17 protein-coding genes are annotated in these 21,104 nt (G+C 39.6%); 11 read left to right on the top strand and 6 right to left on the bottom strand.

Annotated features, from left to right (window positions below; translation table 11 throughout):
* Window positions 1-57: 57 nt before the first annotated feature.
* Both NG809_RS17925 and NG809_RS17920 read left to right on the top strand, forming a co-directional pair.
* Entirely contained in the window at window positions 58-1,314 is a 1,257-nt protein-coding gene (locus NG809_RS17925; RefSeq protein ID WP_262152703.1) for a Y-family DNA polymerase, read from the top strand.
* Entirely contained in the window at window positions 1,311-1,772 is a 462-nt protein-coding gene (locus NG809_RS17920) for a LexA family protein (RefSeq protein WP_262152702.1), read from the top strand. Before NG809_RS17925 ends, NG809_RS17920 begins: the two co-directional genes overlap by 4 nt.
* A gap of 368 nt (window positions 1,773-2,140) precedes the next feature.
* Here NG809_RS17920 and NG809_RS17915 read toward each other — a convergent pair whose 3' ends face one another.
* Entirely contained in the window at window positions 2,141-2,734 is a 594-nt protein-coding gene (locus NG809_RS17915; protein ID WP_262152701.1) for a hypothetical protein, read from the bottom strand.
* Window positions 2,735-3,073: 339 nt separating this feature from the next.
* On the opposite strand from NG809_RS17915, the gene NG809_RS17910 reads away from it, so the two are divergent.
* Together NG809_RS17910 and NG809_RS17905 are read left to right on the top strand one after the other, a co-directional pair.
* On the top strand, window positions 3,074-4,951 hold the full coding sequence (locus tag NG809_RS17910; protein WP_262152700.1) for a T9SS type A sorting domain-containing protein: 1,878 nt from the start codon (window positions 3,074-3,076) through the stop codon (window positions 4,949-4,951).
* Between the two features lie 502 nt (window positions 4,952-5,453).
* Window positions 5,454-5,726 (top strand): hypothetical protein, encoded by a 273-nt coding sequence (locus tag NG809_RS17905; RefSeq protein WP_262152699.1) that lies wholly within the window; start codon window positions 5,454-5,456, stop codon window positions 5,724-5,726.
* 72 nt (window positions 5,727-5,798) lie between these two features.
* Here the strand turns inward: NG809_RS17905 and NG809_RS17900 are convergent, their stop codons facing one another.
* Window positions 5,799-7,307 (bottom strand): gluconokinase, encoded by a 1,509-nt coding sequence (locus NG809_RS17900; RefSeq protein ID WP_262152698.1) that lies wholly within the window; start codon window positions 7,305-7,307, stop codon window positions 5,799-5,801.
* Between the two features lie 56 nt (window positions 7,308-7,363).
* On the opposite strand from NG809_RS17900, the gene NG809_RS17895 reads away from it, so the two are divergent.
* Window positions 7,364-8,083 (top strand): DUF429 domain-containing protein, encoded by a 720-nt coding sequence (locus NG809_RS17895; protein ID WP_262152697.1) that lies wholly within the window; start codon window positions 7,364-7,366, stop codon window positions 8,081-8,083.
* A 180-nt stretch (window positions 8,084-8,263) separates the two neighbouring features.
* On the opposite strand, the gene NG809_RS17890 is transcribed toward NG809_RS17895, so the two are convergent.
* On the bottom strand, window positions 8,264-8,629 hold the full coding sequence (locus NG809_RS17890) for a winged helix-turn-helix transcriptional regulator (RefSeq protein ID WP_262152696.1): 366 nt from the start codon (window positions 8,627-8,629) through the stop codon (window positions 8,264-8,266).
* 103 nt (window positions 8,630-8,732) lie between these two features.
* On the opposite strand from NG809_RS17890, the gene NG809_RS17885 reads away from it, so the two are divergent.
* The 6 genes from NG809_RS17885 to NG809_RS17860 all read left to right on the top strand — a co-directional run bounded on the left by NG809_RS17885 (window position 8,733) and on the right by NG809_RS17860 (window position 14,012).
* Window positions 8,733-9,437, top strand: coding sequence for a nitroreductase (locus NG809_RS17885; protein ID WP_262152695.1), 705 nt, complete (start codon window positions 8,733-8,735; stop codon window positions 9,435-9,437).
* A gap of 15 nt (window positions 9,438-9,452) precedes the next feature.
* Complete coding sequence (locus tag NG809_RS17880; RefSeq protein ID WP_317619161.1) at window positions 9,453-10,787, top strand: NtaA/DmoA family FMN-dependent monooxygenase; 1,335 nt, start codon at window positions 9,453-9,455, stop codon at window positions 10,785-10,787.
* 33 nt (window positions 10,788-10,820) lie between these two features.
* Window positions 10,821-11,564, top strand: a complete 744-nt coding sequence (locus NG809_RS17875; protein ID WP_262152694.1) for an NADPH-dependent F420 reductase — start codon at window positions 10,821-10,823, stop codon at window positions 11,562-11,564.
* Between the two features lie 23 nt (window positions 11,565-11,587).
* Window positions 11,588-12,010, top strand: coding sequence for an organic hydroperoxide resistance protein (locus tag NG809_RS17870; protein WP_262152693.1), 423 nt, complete (start codon window positions 11,588-11,590; stop codon window positions 12,008-12,010).
* A 53-nt stretch (window positions 12,011-12,063) separates the two neighbouring features.
* Window positions 12,064-12,972 (top strand): NmrA family NAD(P)-binding protein, encoded by a 909-nt coding sequence (locus NG809_RS17865; RefSeq protein WP_262152692.1) that lies wholly within the window; start codon window positions 12,064-12,066, stop codon window positions 12,970-12,972.
* Between the two features lie 494 nt (window positions 12,973-13,466).
* Window positions 13,467-14,012 (top strand): peptidoglycan-binding protein LysM, encoded by a 546-nt coding sequence (locus NG809_RS17860; RefSeq protein ID WP_262152691.1) that lies wholly within the window; start codon window positions 13,467-13,469, stop codon window positions 14,010-14,012.
* A gap of 268 nt (window positions 14,013-14,280) precedes the next feature.
* Here the strand turns inward: NG809_RS17860 and NG809_RS17855 are convergent, their stop codons facing one another.
* Genes NG809_RS17855 through NG809_RS17845 form a run of 3 tightly spaced genes read right to left on the bottom strand, consistent with a single transcriptional unit; the run spans window position 14,281 to window position 21,065 of the window.
* The gene (locus tag NG809_RS17855; protein WP_262152690.1) at window positions 14,281-16,767 is read right to left on the bottom strand and encodes an alpha/beta hydrolase family protein; all 2,487 of its coding nucleotides are present in this window, start codon (window positions 16,765-16,767) and stop codon (window positions 14,281-14,283) included.
* The gene (locus tag NG809_RS17850) at window positions 16,767-18,146 is read right to left on the bottom strand and encodes a RagB/SusD family nutrient uptake outer membrane protein (RefSeq protein ID WP_262152689.1); all 1,380 of its coding nucleotides are present in this window, start codon (window positions 18,144-18,146) and stop codon (window positions 16,767-16,769) included. The genes NG809_RS17855 and NG809_RS17850 overlap by 1 nt, the downstream gene beginning before the upstream one ends.
* A 54-nt stretch (window positions 18,147-18,200) precedes the next feature.
* Window positions 18,201-21,065: a SusC/RagA family TonB-linked outer membrane protein gene (locus tag NG809_RS17845; protein ID WP_262152688.1), complete on the bottom strand. Its 2,865-nt coding sequence runs from the start codon at window positions 21,063-21,065 to the stop codon at window positions 18,201-18,203.
* Between the last annotated feature and the right edge of the window lie 39 nt (window positions 21,066-21,104).

Here is a 21,104-nt window from a genome sequence, read left to right as displayed (position 1 = left end):
ATGTTTTTAGGGTTAAAAATTCTATAACTTTACACCAAAATTCATTCCCGATTTCAAATGTTTGCTTTAGTCGACTGTAATAATTTCTACGCATCTTCCGAAAGAGCCTTCCGGCCGGAGCTTAACGGAAAACCTGTTGTTGTTCTGTCGAATAACGATGGATGTGTTATTGCCCGAAGCAATGAAGCTAAAGACCTGGGTATTAAAATGGGATTACCCGCGTTTATGCTGAAAGACTTTGAGAAAAACAAAGATCTTCATATTTTTTCCAGCAACTATGAGTTGTATGATGACATGAGTAAAAGAGTGATGAATACCCTCTCAGGTTTTTCTCCGGAAGTTGAAGTTTATTCGATAGACGAAATTTTTCTGAAATTTACCGGTTTCGAAAACTATAATCTGGATGATTACGGTCAGAAAATGAGAATTACGATTCGCAAAAACTGCTGGATTCCTGTCTCTGTTGGTTTTGCTCCAACCAAAGCTTTAGCGAAGGTGGCTAATAAAATTGCCAAGAAATTTTCAGACCGGTGGAACGGAGTTTATGTCATTGATACTGATGAAAAAAGGATCAAAGCTTTAAAATGGTTGCCAATAGAAGACGTTTGGGGAATTGGCCGGCAGCTTTCAAGGAAGTTGATTGCTTGGGGGTGTAAAACAGCTTACGATTTTACACAAATCGATGATTATACCATCCAGAAAGAATTGAGTATTGTTGGATTGAGGCTTAAAAAAGAACTATCCGGTTTTAATTATTTAGATCTCGAAGAAACTGAAAGGAAAAAAGCAATCGCAACAACCAGAAGTTTTGCAAAGGATGAATATCTGTACGAAAATCTTTGTGAAAGAGTTTCAACGTATGCCACCAGGTGCGCCGAAAAACTTAGAAGAGAACAGTCATACTGCAGTAAAGTTGAAGTATTTGTGATTACAAATCAATTTAAAGTGCATGAAATGCAGTACGCAAACAAAGTCATCATCAATCTACCTTTTGCATCGAATTCCGATATTACAATAGCTAAATATGCAAAGAGAGCTTTGGACATCATTTATAAAGCAAATTACGGTTACAAAAAAACAGGTGTTGTTGTTCACGAAATTACTCCGGAACCATACAAACAGGGAAATTTATTTTTTAATGAAAGTCCGAAACATGAAAAACTGATGAAGGTATTGGATCAGTTGAATATTTCCAAAATGGATCCCGTGGTAACACTTGCATCCAATGATCTGAAGAAAAGAGAAAAAATGCTTCGGGAAAGGCTTTCAAAGTGTTATACGACCAAGTGGAATGATCTTATTGAAATATCATGATATTAAAAAAAGCAGAAAATATTTACAGTGAAATTGAATTTTTTCCTGTAAAAAAAGATGGTGACAGATATTATGTGGAAGTCCATAATAACATCGCCAATGGTTTTCCGTCGCCCGCAGAAGATTTTTCGGGCAAACGTATAAGTCTCGACGAAAAGTTTCTTTCAAAGCCAGAAGCAACATTTATCGGCAGGGCAAAAGGAATGTCAAATTATCCGTTCATAATGCCTGGAGATTACATGATTATTCGATCCGACGCAATTGTTCAGAATGGTGATTTGGCTATAGTATACATTTCCGGAGAAGGGTTTTCGGCAAAGAAAATTGATCTGGAGAAGAATTGTCTGACACCATTAAATAACGAGTTTCCGGAAATAGCGATTGGCGCTGAAGAAATTGTGGAAACCAGGGGCGTTGTAAAAACTATATTCAGGGATATAGAATCACTCAACTTTTAGACCTGTGGATTGAATAAAGTAACTATTGTCATTCTACAAAACATGGCAGAATCGCCAGACGCAATAATGTATGAAATATATTTGAATTCATGCAAAATTACCAAATCAAAAGGTAATGAAATTCGATGACTTTTTCCGTGCAACATGGCAAAAAGAGGCCGAACATCCTGTGACTTTTGACAATGAATATTTAAAAAATCTAAATTAGATCAGGCTTTTCTTTAATATACCACTGAAAATAACAAAGAAGTTTTCCCGAGGCCTGACTATGCCTGAAACATGACGCATGATGATCCGTTTATTGAAAATATGCATCATAAAAAAATCTACTTATTAAAAAAAAGTACCATTTAAATTATTCCTATTTTTTAAAGATCAATTCCAACTTGAGTTTCCCTGTATTGAGTATTAATATTTTCTTTAATTATATATCTGGATTTGTCCAGATATGCGGAGTAGTACATATTGGTATCGTAAAGATTTATGTGTAATTCAAATAATGTTTCATACATATGTTGAGTATGTTTTGTCTGAATTATTTTACGCTCTTCTTTTACATCTTCTTCCGTAGTTGAAAATGTAAGAAATCCATTTTTACTTGAAAAAGTCAAAGCCTTAAATTCGTTCAGGTGATTACGGTACCGCACCCCGCAAATATAATGATCACCATCAAAAAATCCTTTTACTTTAGGAACCCATATGGGTCCTCCTTCCCCGATAATTGCCAATTCCAGTATAGGAGTAATTTTAGTTCCATACATTTCATCAACTTCGTCAATAAGTTTTTCAATTGGATTGAGATGAAGTTTGATATCCTGTATGTGGTATTCTGTGATTTCACCATTGTCGTTCTTTGTAAGAGCCTTGTCGCCATTGATCAAACCGCACAAAATACCTTTGTCAGTTTTCACATTGTAAGGGAGATATTTGGAGTACATTTCAAATAATTGAGTATCGAACATAATGTTGATTTTTAATAAACTCTATATAACAAAAAGGAGTCCTAAAAGAGGTCACTATCCTTTTGGCAGAGTTTGCTCAACAATATTTTTTTAAATAAAGTCTGTGTGCAACTGTGGATTAGCCGGGGATTTAAAAAAAATACTTTTCAGAGTAATAAGACATATACTATCTCACAAAACTGTTAAAAGAACCAATTATTTTATACTGCTGTGATACATTAAATATTTATGTCTACATTCATAATGAGATTTTTTATTTTTGCAGAAAATTAAATCCTCTACTACTGAAATATCTAAAAAAAATATTATTTTTATCAGATATTTTAAAACCAAATTACCATGAATACTCATTTTTACTTTAAGCTCCTCTTTTTATTAACACCCCTAGCCGCATTTTCTCAGACCTATGAGTGGCAATGGGTCAGGCAAGGTGGCGGAAACAGTGGTTCCAGTGGTATCGGATTTAATGAGACTACTGATGAGATGATTCGTAGCGTAGCGGTGGATAACCAAAACAATTACTATTATCTTTCTTCTGTATTTCAGGGTACTCCGCAGCTCGACGGTCAACCGGTAACGCATTACGGTTCCAGGGATTTGCTGTTATTTTCGACTGATTGTCTGGGAAATATTCGCTGGAGCCAAACTATTGGCGGTTATGGCGATGGAGAAAGTGCATGGAAACTTGAAACCGATAATAACGGAGGACTTTATATTATGGCTAATGTTGTAAATCAGGCCAACATTAGTGCGCCTGCAACGTATACTGCGACTCACTTTGATACCAGTACTGCTCTGCCTGTAGTAAATGTTGCGTACGACAGCTCCGATCCTGATCCAGGGATCAATACGGCATTCCTTTTAAAGTATAATACTTCAAACGGAACATTAGCATGGCAAAAGCCTCTGCAGGGCAATGTAAGTTATTCGGTAAGATTCGCTGATAATGGGGTGTGGTGTATGGACAGCTCTAAAAATATTCATGCGGTTTTGGGTTTTGCTGCAGGAACGCACCTTGACGGAATGATAACGGTGCCTTCAACTTTTACTAATACATTTCAGTATTATCTTGTAAAATTCAATAACAGTAATGGAAATATGACTCTGGCAACAAATCCGGTTTTACTGCCTGTCTCAGGGACTCTGGCATCAGCTGTTGGCGGAGGCAAGATAAATATGCTGTATGATGAGACTCTGGACAGGTACTACATTGCAGGCTCAAGAAGTTCAAGTTACGGGAGCCCGTTTCCTTTTTCCTATAATTCTGTTCCTTTTAATAATGAAGGATTTATGCTGGCCCTAAATGCTTCCAATGGAAATGAAATCTGGAGAAAAGAGTTCAATACACCTAATTCCATCTATCAGGACGATAAAATATTCGGACTTGTAAAAGATGATGAATCCAATATTTATCTTTCCGGATATTATTACAGGGGAATAGCCCCTACAGCTATCGCTACGTTTGGAACCTACAGTTTCCCTTTACCTTTCAACAGCGGGATCAATCCTTTTGTGCTGAAGATGAATTCTTCCGGAACGGTACAGTGGTCGAAGATTCACGATGGATTAACCCCTACGGCACCCATGGGATACCGGTTTATGAGAGGTTCTCTGGCACTTAATGGTAATGAGCTGGCATTTATCAAAGGCGCAATTGGTGACAAATGGGGAACGTATCAAATGACCAGAGCACAAAATGACCTTGCAGATCCTTTACTGGTAAGACTTAATAAGGATACAGGCGACGTACTCGGAACCCATGAAATACAGGGCAACTTTGGTTTTCAGGATGAGCTTTCGGCAATTGCCGTGGATAATGACGGTAATTATGTACTGGGCGGCCTGTTTCACAGCCAGCTTTTTACAGATCCCTCGGATGGGGTAAATACACTCATAGCAGCTGGAAACAGTGGGAAATCCCAGTTTTTCATTTCCAAACTGGCAAAATCGGCCTGCGGACCGCTGTCACTTGATGAGACATCAGCTCCGGCAGAAATCAGTATATACCCAAACCCAGTACGCGATGTTCTACATATCAACAGCAAAGTAGCTTTAAAATCTTTTGAAATTTACTCTTCATCCGGTCAGCTCGTAAAAACCGGAAATTTAGCTTTGGAAAAATCTTCGGTTGATACAAGTCATTTAAATAAAGGCGTCTATATTATAAAATTAAAAACCGCAAAAACTACGGTACGTGAAAAATTTATAAAGAATTAACTCAAATATTAATACAAAACCTAAATAACATTATTTGAATCAAACATTTTTTCTTATTTTAGGCGTTTTACTTATTTCATTTTTACCAATTATAAGCGTGTCTTCAACTATCATTCAAACATATTGGATTGATGACGGGAAATTTAGAGCGGGAAGGGAAATGGTTATTACACCACTATTCCATTCACTTACAACGTAGTAACGTTTTTTGAAGATTCGACAGTACATTTTGCGTATATAAATATTCATGCTGTAAGATTGTACACGATTTTTCAAATTTTCACGACCTTATTAATTATTTTTCCTTTGGTACGGGAAGACAGAAAGTTACCATGACACATTAATAAACTTTTAGTTATTTTCAAGTACATGAACCAGCTCCACTGCAAAAGAAGATTTTAAAACAAATAAATTAAATCTGAAAAATGATTCAATACTTTTTTCATTCACTTGGATTTAAACGCATTAAATCGGTTTAAAAATAAAAGTTTAAATTTGTTCTATGAGGTTAAAATGCAGTAATTCCGGATTGATTTATATAAGTCAAAGAGTTATTTTAAGTATTAAAAAACCCAATTCTCCTGAAGGAGCTAAAGTTTTAGGTAAGCCGGTTTTGATAAATGTAGATAATATTATTTTTTTAAGCTACAGTAATGACGGGCACGTTACTTTTTTCATGCAAAATGGGTTTGAAATATCGGTTAACGTATTTTTCTCAGAAGCTGAACAGATTCTAAACAGTGCTATGCAGGCAAAGGAAGACGAAATTAATTAGCATCGGAATTTATTATTGCATCAACTAAACTGAGAAGGTGATTTTAAATCAATCTCAAACATCGATATATAATTAAAACTCGTCTTCCAGCTTATCATAAAGTCTCTGAAACTGTTTGAAATTTTTTAAGTACACTGCATGATTTTGCTTATTCGGCTCATACATTTGTTCATTGTCGTCTGTTATATCTGCTGCTGTGTACTCTTCTAAAGGCTGCTTCAGCGTAATTCCTAATGCTTCCATACCTATTAGTGCAGCTCCCCATGCGGAGCTTTCCACTGTATCTTTAATGAAAACGGGTTTGTTAAAAATGTCTGCTAACATTTGAATCAAATTCTGTGACCGCGCTAAACCGCCACTTACATAGATCTTTTGAATTGAACCGGTATTTTCCTCCAACGCAATTCCAACACTGTAGATGGCGAACAGCATGCCCTCCATCATTGCCCGTGCAAAGTGGGCAGAGGTGTGGTGCAACTGTATTCCAAAATAAACTCCTTTTGCATTGGAATTCCAGTGCGGAGCACGCTCACCAGTTATATATGGTAAAAAAATCAAGCCTTCTGATCCTGGAGCAACTGAATCTATCATTTCGTTTAAAAAATGGGTAAAATCCTCATCCTTTATTTTTATGGTCGATTCGTTTAAGAAGGTATTTCGGAACCAATTTCGCAAAACACCACCATTATTAACAGCTCCTCCAATTATATACTCATTCGGTCTGAGAAGATAACTGAATAACCGTTGTTTTTGCTCCGGATTTGGCAGCGAAGAGGCAACCCGTATAGCTCCGCTGGTACCAACAGTTACAGAAGCCACTCCTGGTTCTATAGCTCCAACTCCCAGATTAGCCAGACATCCGTCGCTACCACCGATAACAAACGTAGTACCTTCTGGGATGCGCATCGAGGCTGCTGTGTTTCGGTTTTGCAATGTGAGAACATAATCAATCGGTACAGGTGCAGACAGTTGTTCGGCAGAGATTCCTGCCAAATTCAGTGCTAAATCAGACCATACTAACTTATGTATGTCAAACAATCCCGTAGCCGATGCAATGGAATGATCAACCACATAGATCCCAAAGAGTCGGTAAAAAAGAAATTCCTTAATACCAATAAATTTATGAGACCGGATAAACACTTTTTCATCACAGGATTTCATCCATATTAGTTTGCAAAGCAAAGTCATGGGATGAATGGGCGTTCCGATCTGTTGATATAATATTCTTCCTTCTTCATTTGTCTTCAATCCGTTAGCTATATCTTCACTTCTCCGGTCAGCCCAGATAATGCAATTCGTGAGTGGACTGCCTGATTCGTCAACAGCTATCAGTCCATGCATGGCACTGCTAACAGAAACACATACAGGCTTCAGCATCTTATAAGGATCCTGTAATTCATTCATTACACGCGCAATCGACTCAATACACGCCTTAAAAATAACCTCAGGATCCTGTTCGTAATGTCCTTCCAGAGGATTCAGTATAGGATAAGATATACTTTGTATTGCCAGGACTTTGCCTTTCAGGTCAAATGCAACGGCTTTTGTAGACGACGTACCAATATCTAATCCTATTATCATAATTTTTAGTCAGTAATTTAAAGTGATTATATTTACCATCTAAATTACATTAGATTTTGGCAAAATGCAAAAAATTAATAGGGATTGATGGCTGTAAGTATGGATGGGTAGCTGTTTCATTGAATTGCAGTTCTGCAAACCTCTTTAAAAGTCTGGCAGATCTGATACGTTTTTATCCTGAAAACAGCATGTTCATGATTGATATGCCTGTTGGTCTCGCCAATGTTGATCTTACTGAAAGAAATTGCGAAATGCTAAACCGAAAAATTTTATCCAAAAAAAGAAAAGCGAGTCTGTTTTCAGTGCCGTGTCGGGAGGCAATATATGCTTCATCATATGAAGAAGCTAATCAGATAAATAAAGAAATAATTAATAAAGGGATTTCCAAACAATCCTGGGGTATAGTTCCAAAAATCAGAGAAGTCGATCAACTTTTACAAAGTAACCGAAGCCTTGTAGATAAAATCAAAGAATCACATCCTGAGGTTGCGTTCCATTTTTTGAACAATCACCAATCTATGGAATTCAATAAAAAGACAGATAAGGGTCAGCAGGAAAGATTGCAGGTGTTAAGCAATTACTCCGATAAAGCAGAAATGATCTATAATAATTCGATGCGTAACTTTAGACGAAAACATGTTTCTGCAGATGATATTTTAGATTCTATCTGCCTGGCAGTGACCCTTGAGGAGATGGTAAATTCTGGCAGTTCTTTCGAGACCAATAATTTAGATATTTTGGGAATACCTATGAAAATACATTATTTTGCAAAGTAAAATTAATCATCTCGTATGATTTTTTTTCACAATAGATATTACCATTTAGTTTTAAATATTAAATTAAATATCAAGAAATAGTTTAAAAAACGATCTGAAAAAGCATTATTATTCCAATAGACGTTTTACATCCTTAAAATTTATGGCATTTTTATAAGAGAAAACATTCTTCATATAATATTAACCATTATCTTCCTCTTTGGCACCAAAAACTTTTTCACGATGGTTGATTCCCCAGTCTTTCATAGCATAAATTATCGGCGTCAGTGTATCTGCGTAAAGTTCTCTTGTATAAGTTATTTTTACCGGATAATCATTGGTAATTGTTCTCTTTATGAGCTCGTGCTGTTCTAATTCTTTTAATTCTTTCGCTAAAACCTTGGGAGTGATTCCGGGAATACTGTCCTGAATATCAGTAAACCTGTCATTTCCTACACCAATAGATACAAGTATTGGAAATTTCCATTTTCCGCTCATAACATCTAGAAAATCACGTACCGGTTTTATTGTGTCAATGCAATTGTTGTAACCTCGTTTTACTGCCATATTATTACTAAAATTAAATGCACTTTCCTTGAGGAAAGGACTATACAAAGTAAAGCATTTTATTCGGAACTTTGTTTAAGGTTATAAAATAGATTTTGAAATAATGAACAGAAATATGACAGAAGACATTCAGCAAAACAATTTTACATTTAAAGAGGTATTACGATCAAGAAAATCATGCCGCGGATTTTTAGATACACCCATAGCAGAAAATATCATTACTTCTATACTGGATGATGCAAAATATTCACCCTCAAACTGCAACACTCAGCCTTGGGAAACGCACATCATTTCAGGAAATAAGTTAAGAGAATTGTCAGAAACTTTGGTAAGAGAAAACAAAGCAGGAAGATTTTCTCCTGATTTTAGTTTCGATGTTAATGATTATCATGGCCAATACAAAGAGCGGTATTTTAACCTTGGTCAGACCATGTATGAAGCGTTTGATGTCAAACGTGAAGATAAAGAGGGACGAAAAGAAATTTCAGACAGGAACTATACTTTCTTTAATGCACCCCATGTTGCAATACCATTTATGCCGTCGTTTGGTGATAATGTACGTGTAGGTGGTGATATTGGAATGTACGGGCAAACCTTCCTGTTATCCCTTACAGCTCATGGTCTCGCCGGCATCCCGCAGACAGCACTGGGCTTTTTCGCTGGAACCATAAGGGAAATCCTGAATGTGCCCGAAGAGTTTAAAATGCTTTTTGGAATTTCATTTGGCTACGCGGATCCCAATTCACCAAGCAACTCAATTAAGCTCGGACGAGAGCCCATTACCAGCAATGTCACTTTTCATCAATAATACATAGAGGTTGAAATGGAAAATAACAAAAATAGAAAAATGATCATCGGCCTGACTTCCGGCAATGGTTATGGCTTCCAACCAGGAGCATGGCGTACACCAGGTATTGATCCAACAGACTACACAAGTTATGACGCCCGCGTGAGACACGCGCAAGCTGCAGAACGTGGGAAGTTTCAGTTCATATTCCTGCCGGATGGTCCTTTCACTGATGATTCTTCTCTTCTCGAAACCGAAGCGCCCAACTTCAATCTCGATGTGATGATGACATTGGCTGCCGTGGCAAGGGAAACCAAACATATTGGCCTGGTTGCCACAGGTTCGACTACTTTCAATGCGCCATATACATTGGCGAAACAGTTCAAGGCACTCGATATCATGAGCCACGGCAGAGCGGGCTGGAATGCCATTACTTCCACCAATAATGATGTGGCTGCGATCTACGGACAAACCATTCCTTCAAGCAGAGACCGTTATGGTCGTGCTCATGAAGTGGTTCAGCTGGTTCAGGCATTTTGGGGAAGCTGGGGAAAAGATGCATGGGTACACAACCAACAGACCGGACAGTTTGCAAAGCACGATGAGATTGCCGGAGTCAGCCTAAAAGGCAAATATGTAAATGCCAGGGGAACGCTGTACATTCCGCCATCTGAACAGGGACAGCCAATCGTTTTTCATGCGGGCGGAAGTCTGAACGCTCATGAGTTGGCGGGAAGGTTTGCAAATGTAGTGATCGGCGCTGCCTTCACGATTGAAGATGGTATACAACAACGCAACGCATTTCGTGAGTCAGCGAAAAAATATGGACGTGATCCTGATGAGATCAAGTTTATCGCAGGAATGATGACCACCATTGTTAAAGACCGTCGCACAGCGCTAGACCGTAGGTTGCAATTAATGGGACACCTTCTCCCACAGCGTGTAGCTTATCTTCAGCAGATGCTTGGTATCAGACAGGATCTTAATGATCTAAATGAACCGCTCTCCGAAGAACAATTGCAGGTGGCGCGTCCATCGCCTTATGATCCTCGGTCTGCAAATGCCCTTAAAATTGCGAAGGAAGGCTGGAGTCTGAAGGATGTCATTGCACACGGGATCATTGATTACCATCCCTCCATTGTGGGACCTGGTGTTGAGGCGGCCGATCACATGCAGGCTTGGTTTGAGGCCGGAGCCTGCGATGGTTTTTGGATCTCGCCCGATATACTGGATGATGGGATTGATGCCTTTGTTGACGAAGTAGTTCCGATTTTACAGCAGCGTGGACTTTTTCACGAAGACTATGAAGGCACAACATTAAGAGAGCATATCGGTGCCCCTGAACAATATGGAATTGACCCAAGGGTTTAAACAGAAAATTATTAATTATAAAATTTAAGAAATATGAACATAGGAATTGTAGGAACTGGAGCCATAGGCAGTCTTTTGGCTCAGAAATTATCTAAAGCAGGACACAGTGTGAAAGTGACCAACACGCGGGCAATGCCTGAACTGGAAAAAATTGCGGCCGATTTGGGAGCAAAAGCCGCAACACTACAGGATGTGGTAAAAGATGTTGATGCCATCATCTTTTCTATGCCTTTCAATGCGTATAAAGATCTGCCAAAGGATTTACTAAAAGAGGTGCCTCAGGATGTGGTGGTGATGGATACATCAAATTATTATCCTTTCAGAGATGGCAACATCGCAGAATTAGAGGAGATCACGGAAAGCGAATATATTTCAGGCATATTAGACCGACCGCTTGTTAAAGTGTTCAACAATATTCTGGAAGGAACCTTAAAACATAAGGGCACAGCAACCGGGACAAAAGGGAGAACAGCCATTTCTATAGCGGGCGATAACGAGGAACATAAGAAGGTTGTTGCTCAAATAGTAGATATTACAGGTTTTGACACCGTTGATGGTGGCACATTGGCTGAATCGTGGAGACAGCAGCCGGGAACTCCAGCATATTGTACAGAACTCGAAGAAGCAGAATTAAAAAAAGCATTGGACAGTGCTGAAAAAGGAAAAGCTCCTGGCATAAGAGATTCAATTATGGACGGTTTGAGAAGTAAAGATTCCTGGCCGACTTACGAAGAAATTTTAGCAGGTAACCGTTTGAAACAGATAGGAAAAAATTAAATCAATACTTAAAATACGTAATAATGAAAATTTTGTATACAGCACAGGTCACCGCAACTGGTGGAAGAAATGGACAGGTAGTAAGTGATAACGGAGTTTTAGATCTACAAGTGAGAGCACCAAAGGCAATGGGCGGCTCTAACGATGAGTACACCAATCCGGAGCAACTGTTCGCAGCCGGTTATGCAGCCTGTTTTGACAGTGCGCTTAACCACACCATTCGTCTGGAAAAAGTAGAAACGGGAGAAACCTCTGTTAAGGCAAAGGTGTCGATCGGTCCTTTAGATGGTGGAGCTTTTGGATTGGCTGTGGAGCTTGCCGTTAATATTTCGAATGTTTCTATTGAAGAAGCAAATCGTCTTACTGAGCGTGCGCATCAGGTTTGCCCATACTCAAATGCCACTAAAAATAATATTCCAGTCAGCATCGTTACTACAAATGATTAAGCTAGAACCTTAGTTTTGTCAGCTATCACAGATTTAATTTAAATAGAGTACAAATGAATAACAGTCAAAATCCCACGATTCTGGTTTTGGGAGCCAGCGGAACAATCGGGAAACATGTAGTTAAAGAACTTGGAGACAAATCCGTCAACGTGCGGATAACTTCCAGAAAACAGGAAGAGGTGGAAAAGCTTCGCAGCGAAGGCAGGGATTGCAGATTTCTTGATTTGGATGATCCTGCTACATTTGCTCTGGCACTCACAGGGGTAGACCGGTTTTTTTTACTCACAGGCTACACCGTTGGTATGCTTACCCAAAGTAAAACCTTGGTGGGCGCTGCAAAAAAGGCTGGTGTAAGACATATTGTGCACATAGGTGTTTTTGCTGAATGGGATACTACAGATGCCCACTTTGCATGGCACCAGTTGATCAAAAAATACATTGAAGCAAGTGGTATCGCATGGACACACCTTCATCCCAATATGTTTATGGAAGCCTTAACAGGTGCCTACCTTCCAAAAAACCTGACATACACCACCTACTGGAAAGACCGAAGAGTGGGCTATATTGCCGCAAGTGATATTGCTGCAGTGGCCGCGCAGGTTCTTGCAGATGGTCCTGAGCGCCATTCAGCTAAGGATTACTGGCTGAGTGTGGAGAGCTACAATGGAAAAGAAATTGCCCAGCTGATGAGCAAAGTCACAGGACTTGAGATCAAATGTGAGGAAAAAGGACTGGAAGAATTCAAGGAACTGATCGAAGACTGGATTGCGGGCGGTGCAGACAGATGGTACGCAAGCGCCAATATAGAATTTGTCAAACAAATGTTGGACGGGCGAATGTCTTATATGTCTATGGTTCAAAATGACATTCCCTATATCCTGGGCAGACCTGCAAAAACTGTTGAAGAATTTTTAACTGAATATAAGGAGCTGCTGATCGGTTCTGCAACGGAAAATATTTAGAATGACTTCCCTTATGGGTATTTCAATAATGGTATTGAGAATTTTATTATTTCTTTTTGGTGTGCATGTATTACTGATGAGATTATTTTTATTCCTGTATATTTTTGCACATCACATATGGGCTAAAAGAATCGGTTGTCATTTAGTGTATTATTACAGCGAATAAACCAGTATAATTTAAGTTATATGACTAAATGGTTTTAAACAAAATTGAAAATAAGTTTAGCAACCTATAATTCCTTATTCTTAACCTCAAAAAAAAAATTATGCACAAACAGTAATTTATATTATGACATCTTTATCATAGAGTACCAGTAATTTTATAGGCCCTCAATACTTAAAAAGAGTTGAGGGTTTTCTGTTTACCAATCAGTGTAGTTATTTTACTACATGAACTTCCATTTTCTACTACAAAGAAACTTTTATCGCTACCGTAGATTTGTATTGTTCAAAAGAGAACAGAAAATCAAAAATTAAAATTAAAAAAAACTCTCATGAAAAAACAAATCGTAATCGCAGCTTTAACTTTCGGAGCAATTATATTAGGAACGAGTAATGTTCAGGCACAGAATACCAATGCAACCACAACCGTAAACATTACTCTGAATGATGTAATTTCTATCGATACCGGAAGTACCGCAATCGGTAACAATGTGGACTTTAACTACGCTACTGCAGCAGATTACAATTCTGATCAAACGGTTAATAAAGCCAACTCTTTAAAAATCACTTCTACGAAAAACTTTAACGTTAAGGTAAAAGCAGGAGGGGCTAATTTCCTGAACGGAACAAACACAATCCCTGTAAATGTTTTGACAATTAAAGCCGCTGCATCTGCGGGAACAATGGGAGGAACAAAAACAGCTGTGGTTTTATCTCAAACTGATCAGACTTTAGTTTCAAATGCTCCACTGGGAAGTGCTTTGACATTGAATTTGGACTATATGATTCCTGCTGCAAAATCATCATCTTCTGATATTTTAGGTAAACCAGCCGGAACTTACACGCAAACAGTGACTTATACTGCAACTGCTTTATAAAAAAAATTTCATATTAATATTTTGTGATTTGGTGTTTCGAAGGCTTTCTGCGGGGAGCCTTCGATTTTATATGTTTAATATAGATATAAAGAAAATCGGAATAGTGGGAATCAGAATCTTTAAGAAGCAAAGTAAAATCCTTGTTATTATCTGCGTAAACAATACATAGTTTTGACAGCGAATGAAGAGATTATTATAAATTATTCATTATCATTTTAAAAAGCTTTATTAAATAGCCACCTGTTAGGAGAACAAAAAACAAAGGATGCTACAGAGCATCCTTCATTTCCTTACTGATCCATTCTGTTTCTTTTTTATCCTTCAAAAAGTAATTCCACCAATCCATAATCCGGTTGTTTAGATCCACTATTTCCTTCGAATTTGTTGTAATACTGTGCTTTTGGGTATCATATAATAGTGCCACGGCTTTTTTCCTGTTTCTCAGAAGTCCCATAAAAAAATTCATTGCATGAATGGTGGGAGCATTGGTATCTTTCTTTCCGGACCACATCAGCACAGGCGCATTGACATTCTCCACATAATTGACAGGGTTATTGCGAAAGTACAACTCCTTATTTTCAGCATACGAGGCATTCATCGCAAACTGCCCGGACTCGAATCTTGAATAGTCTGCCACTTTAAAAAGCTCATTAAAGGAAAAATAAAAACTGGTGATATCTCCTAAAGAAGCACCTGATACGTAAGCAGCAAACCTGTCTGACTGAGTTGCAATAAAATTAGTTTCATAACCTCCTAATGAATGTCCTATCAATCCTGCTTTTTGTGCATCAATATTGTCATTTTTAAGGATGGAATCCAAACCTGCATTCACACAGTCCAGAGCTGCCCTGCCCATTCCCCTTCCATCAGGTACAATATCTGGCTGAAATACAAAATAACCGTTTTCCAGCAGTAACTTTTTACTAAAGCCGTTATTCCCGGGTTCGGACGACAAAAATTTATTTGCTCCGGTGTTCAGTATTCCGTAAATATGAACTATCACAGGATATTTCTTTTGAGGATCGAAATCAACAGGATAATATAATACTCCCTTTAAAGGCTGCCCCAGACTGTTTTTATAATGGAGAATCTCCTGCTTAAGACGCGCTATCCTTTTTTCCGCCGGACTGCTTCTGTACAGCAGTTTAATTTTTGGACTGCCGGATTCTCTTATATTCAGTTCCGCAGGCCGGTTAAAATTCTCCTCTACAGAAAAGAAAATTGAAGCTTTGGGACTGTACGTAAAATCCCTCAAATGCTCTTTTGTAAAAGGTATAATTTCAGTAAGCCTGTCCTGATCATAAGCATAATATGCGGTATCATCCTGCAGGTATCTGCTAACGTTCAGAAGAATACTTTGCCCTGCTTTTATCTGGCTGACTGATGCAGTAAATGTACTGAACACATGAACGACTTCAGGATTAAACTTATAGAATTTCACTTTCTCTCCCTTGCCTATATTAAGCCACTCCGGGGATTTTGATTTTAAGTGATATTTCAGAAGATCAGTGTCCGTTTCAAACAGGATTTCACCCGTACCCGTAAATACAGGATTGGAAGCCTGTAGAGGCAAGTGAAGATTTTCCGATTTTTTACTGACGTGATCGTAAAGTGACCACCCTTTCCTGTTGACTTCATACCCCAGCGTATATCTTCTGTCGGCAGAAGCTGTGAGTCTGCCGGTTCGCTCAAATATTCTTTCTGACTTTCCGGTTTCCGTATCATAAATATTAATTTCAAACTCCCTCTCTCCCGTATAACTGAATCTTTCATCACTGCTGTATGCCCAAAGAAACCGTGAATCCAGCATCCCGAAATAATTATTAAATTGTTGTACAGGCAGTTGTTTAACTTTATCATCCCCAACATTCCAAATATAATAATCATGAAGGATACTTCCTGTTTTCTGATCTCTCAGTGTTTTATCACCTGCATACCATATTTCGGGCATAGTATTTTTAACAGGCATCTCTGTTTTTTGAAAATCAACCAGAAAGACCTCTTCATTATTTATCTGAGTTACATTTATCCTGTCGCCTTTGGATGAGATGACCTCATCACCCTGAAATATTTTATCATCAGAAATCCTTAATAGAGCTACACTAAAAAGATTACTATTCCCGACAGCTTTGTTTTTATTGACTGTCAGAAATTTCCCTGAATCCAAAAACGCTGTTTTATTGATTTTATCGCCGGTATTATAAACCTGCTTCATCCGTTGACCGTCCCATTTAATAATTTCAGTGGTATTGCCTGCCCCTTTTCTCACAGCATACGCTGACTTCCCGTTACCAATCAGATCTGTAACAAGCGTCTGCGTTTTCAGGAGGTTTCCATTCTGATTGTACACCGTAATGTTTCCTTTACCGTCCCCGGTTACAAACTGTTTGTGATCTTTCAGAACTATGATACGTTTAACATCATCAAAAGATTTTACCTTTCTATTTTTGAGATTTAGAAGACTGGCTTTATTATACCCTGATAACAATACTGTTTCATTATTCAAAAACGAAACATCAGCCTGACGCAGTATGGTGTCTGCTATTGGATTTGCAGATTTGCGGTCGAATATCAGAACGGTATCGCTGTTGGTTTTGTATGTTTTATGTAAAACTACATACCGCTGATCAGAAGATGCAGCTAAAATTCGGATATTCGCATATTCCCGAATATTGTTCTCCAATGATCCCCCTGTATTCTGTGCAGAAATACAAATTCCTGCACAGAAAATCAGAAGTAAAAATAACCTGACCATCAGTATCCCTGGTTTTGAGGATTCAGGTTTTTATTCAAAAGCAGCTCGCTTTGGGGAAGAGGCCAGAACTGATGGAAATTTTTCCAGTTGGGTTTGGTCTGAATCAGTGTATTCAGTAAACCAAATCTCTTCAGTGTCAGGAAACGGTTTCCCATTTCTGTAAAGAACTCTTTTCTGTTTTCCTTTACAATCTCATCAAGTATTACCTGCTGCGTTACTGAAACGGGAAGCAAGACCTGACCTGACCTTTGCCTGACCGGATTGATAAACGGTATCGCTTCCGCCGTTTTGTTCTGCCTTGCCAATGCTTCTGCTAAAAGCAGATACGCTTCCTCAAGCCTGAATACAATGGAATATTCAGTTGTGTTGGCAGATCTTGCCTTGTATTTTTCAATACGGTACCATGTTGTTCCGCCAACGGTTACCGCAGCCATCCATTGAGATTTTCGGAGATCACCGGCAGTAAATGCACTGACCAGCGATGATGACGCTGCAACATAAAGCGGTGCCGCATTCGCAAAATAATAGGCTGTTGCTTCCTTGACGGCATCTGTATTGTTTCTTGGTTTGAGCTGCCAGATGATGTGCGTTCCCGGTTTCAGAAATACTTTTGTCAGGTCATTCTGAAACTGATACAGTGAACTCTGAACCACAGATTTCAAAACAGTTTCTGCCTGCTGCGACTTCAGCTGCTGCATGTACACTTTTGCAAGCAGCAACTGGGCAGCCTTCTTATTGATGAAAATTCTTTCTGTATTCCGGTAAGCATCCGGAAGTAATCCCACCGCTTCCTCCAGATCCATCTCAAGTCTGTTCATGACCTCAGCAGACGGTGTTTTGGATATTGACTGATTGATCATATAGTTCGTTGTAACAGGATATGGTATATCCCCATAGATTTGCTGAAGATAAAAGAAGAGCAGGGATCGTATAGCCAAAGCCTCCCCTTTGATTCTCTGGCGGTCTGCAGACCCTATGCCCTGCGAATATTCAATCCCCTCCAGAATCGTATTACAGACATAGACTTTCTGATAAGCCGCTGTCCAGAATGAAGAAGTTGTTGCATTGGCGTCATTGAGCGTATTGTTGGCAATCTCCAGCAACCCGCTCGTATTGCTTAAGGCATAGAAATCAAGATCGTCCGTGTAAAGACCAAGGCTGTATCCGCTTTGGTCTCCTGAGACCGGAGAAGAATCGAAGAGTCCGGCATAAAGCCCGGACAGGACTGAATTTGCTGTCTGTACGTTTTCAAAAACAGTCTCCGACTGAATCTGATTTTCAGGAAGATCCGTCTCAAGTATTTTCTCACAGGAAAAGAGCGTCAAGTATACAAAAACCGCTCCTGCCCATTGTATTGAATATAGTGTTAATTTTTTCATTGTTGTATGTTTATTGATTATCATTAGTTATGTTCCGCATACATTGTTCTGCCATTACAGGCTCAGCTGCAGTCCGAAAGAAACCGTTCTGAGGGGTGGTAAAAATGTCGCAGATCCGAGTTCAGGGTCAATGCCGAAAAATTTAGTCAGCGTTACAAGGTTCTGTCCCTGAAGAAAGATTTTCACTTCCCTGAAAACCGTCTGCTTCAGGGGTATGGAATAATTTAGCTGAACATTTTTAAGCCTTATAAATGATGCATCGGAAACACTGGCATCACTGGTCTGGAACAAGGTATGCGAAGGATGCGGAGTCGGCCGGTAAGGCATGTACAATCCGGTTGGATTTTCCGCAGACCAGACATTCAGTGCTTCCACAGGAAGATTGTTCATATTTCCGGGTGAGGCTATAGCCGCATTGTAATTCCTGCTTTGTTGCTTTACAAACTGTATCAGAAATGACAGGTTCAGATTTTTATATGCCATATTGCTGCTGAGTCCCCCAAAAAACTTCTGTCCGATATTTCTGACCAGCTGGCGGTCACCGGCAGCTGAAATCGTGCCGTCACCGTTAAAATCCGTGAACTGATAAACACCTGTTGCCGGATTGATTCCGTTCAGCTGATAGACTTTGATAATGCTCACCGGCTGGCCTACAACATACGTATTGGCATAAGTGGAACCTTCGATCCCCGGAAAAGAGATCAGCTTATTCCGTGGGAAACTTATGTTAAATGAGGAATTCCATGTGAAGTCTTTTGACTGTATAATTTTCCCGCTGACCTCTATTTCAAGTCCTGTATTCTGAATCACGGCATCCAGGTTGGAAAGCACCGACGTAAATCCCGTTACCGCAGGAAGCTGATATCCTACCAGCTGATTGCCTGAACGGTTTCTGTAATAGGCACCGCTCAAATTCAGCCTGTTCTTAAATAGTCCCAGTTCTAAGGCTGCTTCCATCTTCACAGTCCTTTCCCAACTGAAATCAGGATTATAGAGCTTCGAAGGAATCAGACCCGTGACCCCGTTATAGATCAGTGTTGAAGTTGTGAACGTGTCCAGATACTGGAAATCGCCTATATTGTCACTTCCTGATGTACCGTAGCTTCCTCTCAGTTTTCCAAAACTCAGCCAGGAACTGTCCTTTAACCACTGCTCTTCGGAAAAAAGCCATGCAGCACCTACCGCTCCAAAGTTTGCATATTTGTTGTTGGGTCCGAATCTGCTGCTGCCGTCCCTTCTTCCCGTAATATTCAGGATATACTTTTTATCAAACTGATAGTTCACTCTCCCAAAAAATGCAGCATAGCGGTATTCCGTATTGATATGGTCCAGTATCACCTTGCTCTGTGCAGCACCGATGTTGTAAATAAAGGAATTGCTTTCAAATCCTATCCCCTGTATCGCTCCCTGCCCTGCCTTATCCCTCTGATAAGTGGCTCCGGCAAGAATATCAACCTGATGCTTATCTTTTTTCCACAGATAGCTGAGCTGAGGTTCGACGATCATTGAAAACCTGTTGTTGTTACTTTTGGAAGCCTGTGAATTGGCAGGGGTTGTTCCTGATGCAGGATTGAATGCCGTATTGGGACGGAGTGACCATTCCTCCAGTGTCTGATACGTAATCCCGCCGTTCAGCTTAATCTTGAAATTCCTGAACGCTTCATATTCCGTGCTCATATTCGTCAGAAACTGAAGCTGATCATTGGAATAGGAATTTTCATAGGCAGCTACCGGATTGGTAAACGTTCCGCTTTCCCAGTTCAGGCTCCCGTCAGGAGAATACAGTGACGGGGCATTGGGAGAAAGAAGATGAGCAGATCGTGTAATGTCGGAACTGATCAGATTGTTGTCCATCGCAGAAAACTGGTTGGACATATTGAAAGTGAACCTCCTGTCCAGGGAACGGTGATTGATATTTCCGGAAACCGTGTTGGTCCTGTATTTGAAATCCTGCCCGAAGACAGTCGCCTGTTCATTGTGTCCAAGGCTCAGCAAGAATGCGGTTGTTTCACTTCCCCCGCTCAACGAAAGCTGATTGGCAGAGAATGTAGCCTGATCTCCGATCAGTTCCTTCCGCCAGTCCGTAAAACGGTTTATATCCCATTTGCCATTCACATCATACGCCGTTGCAGGATATACTGAAATATTAGCATTTACATACGCTTGTTTCCTCATGCTGATATACTGCTCAGTATTCATCATCTTCAGATTTGAAACAGCATGGCTCAGACCATAGGAAGAATTTAAAGTCACCCGAACATTACCCTTCTTCCCTTTTTTAGTCGTCACCAATATCACCCCATTCGCACCTCTCGAACCATAAATTGCTGTAGCATCAGCATCCTTCAGAATCTCAAAACTTTCTATATCATTTGGATTGATCGCATTTAACGGATTGATATCTGCATTAGGCAATACCCCACCCGCATATCTTGAGATCGTGCTTCCACCTACAGGAACCCCGTCAATAATATACAGTGGAACATTCCCGTCAACTTCAGAATTCCCGCGGTTACGGAGGGAATTCCTTCCCCTGATCTGAATGTCAAATCCAGCACCTGCTACACCGGAACTCTGGGTAATCGAGACCCCTGCCATCCTACCCTGCGCTGCTGCAAGTACATTGGTGACAGGTTGGTTCTCAATATCTGCCGAAGCAACCTTCGAAATACTGCCCGTTCTTTCCCTGTCACGAACTTTATAGTATCCTGCATTGAGCACCACCTCATCAATCCCCTTCACATCACCGGGACGAATAGAATCGCCTTTGACAGCTGTGCGTGTTGAGTCCACAGCACTTTTCTCTTTCCCTATCCCTTTCTCTTGATTAATTTTGTTCTGAGCCTTCACCGAACTGCATATCACAGCCAGCATAAAGACACAGCCCATACTTCCTATGTTATAATAGGATTTTTTCATAGTTTTGTAATGTTTTAAATTAACTTAAAACAAGGTTGC

The sequence above is a fragment of the Chryseobacterium foetidum genome (assembly GCF_025457425.1).
In the GTDB taxonomy this organism is placed as follows: domain Bacteria; phylum Bacteroidota; class Bacteroidia; order Flavobacteriales; family Weeksellaceae; genus Chryseobacterium; species Chryseobacterium foetidum.
Note: the sequence above shows the minus strand (reverse complement) of the source record. Positions and strands in the feature narration are given on the sequence as shown.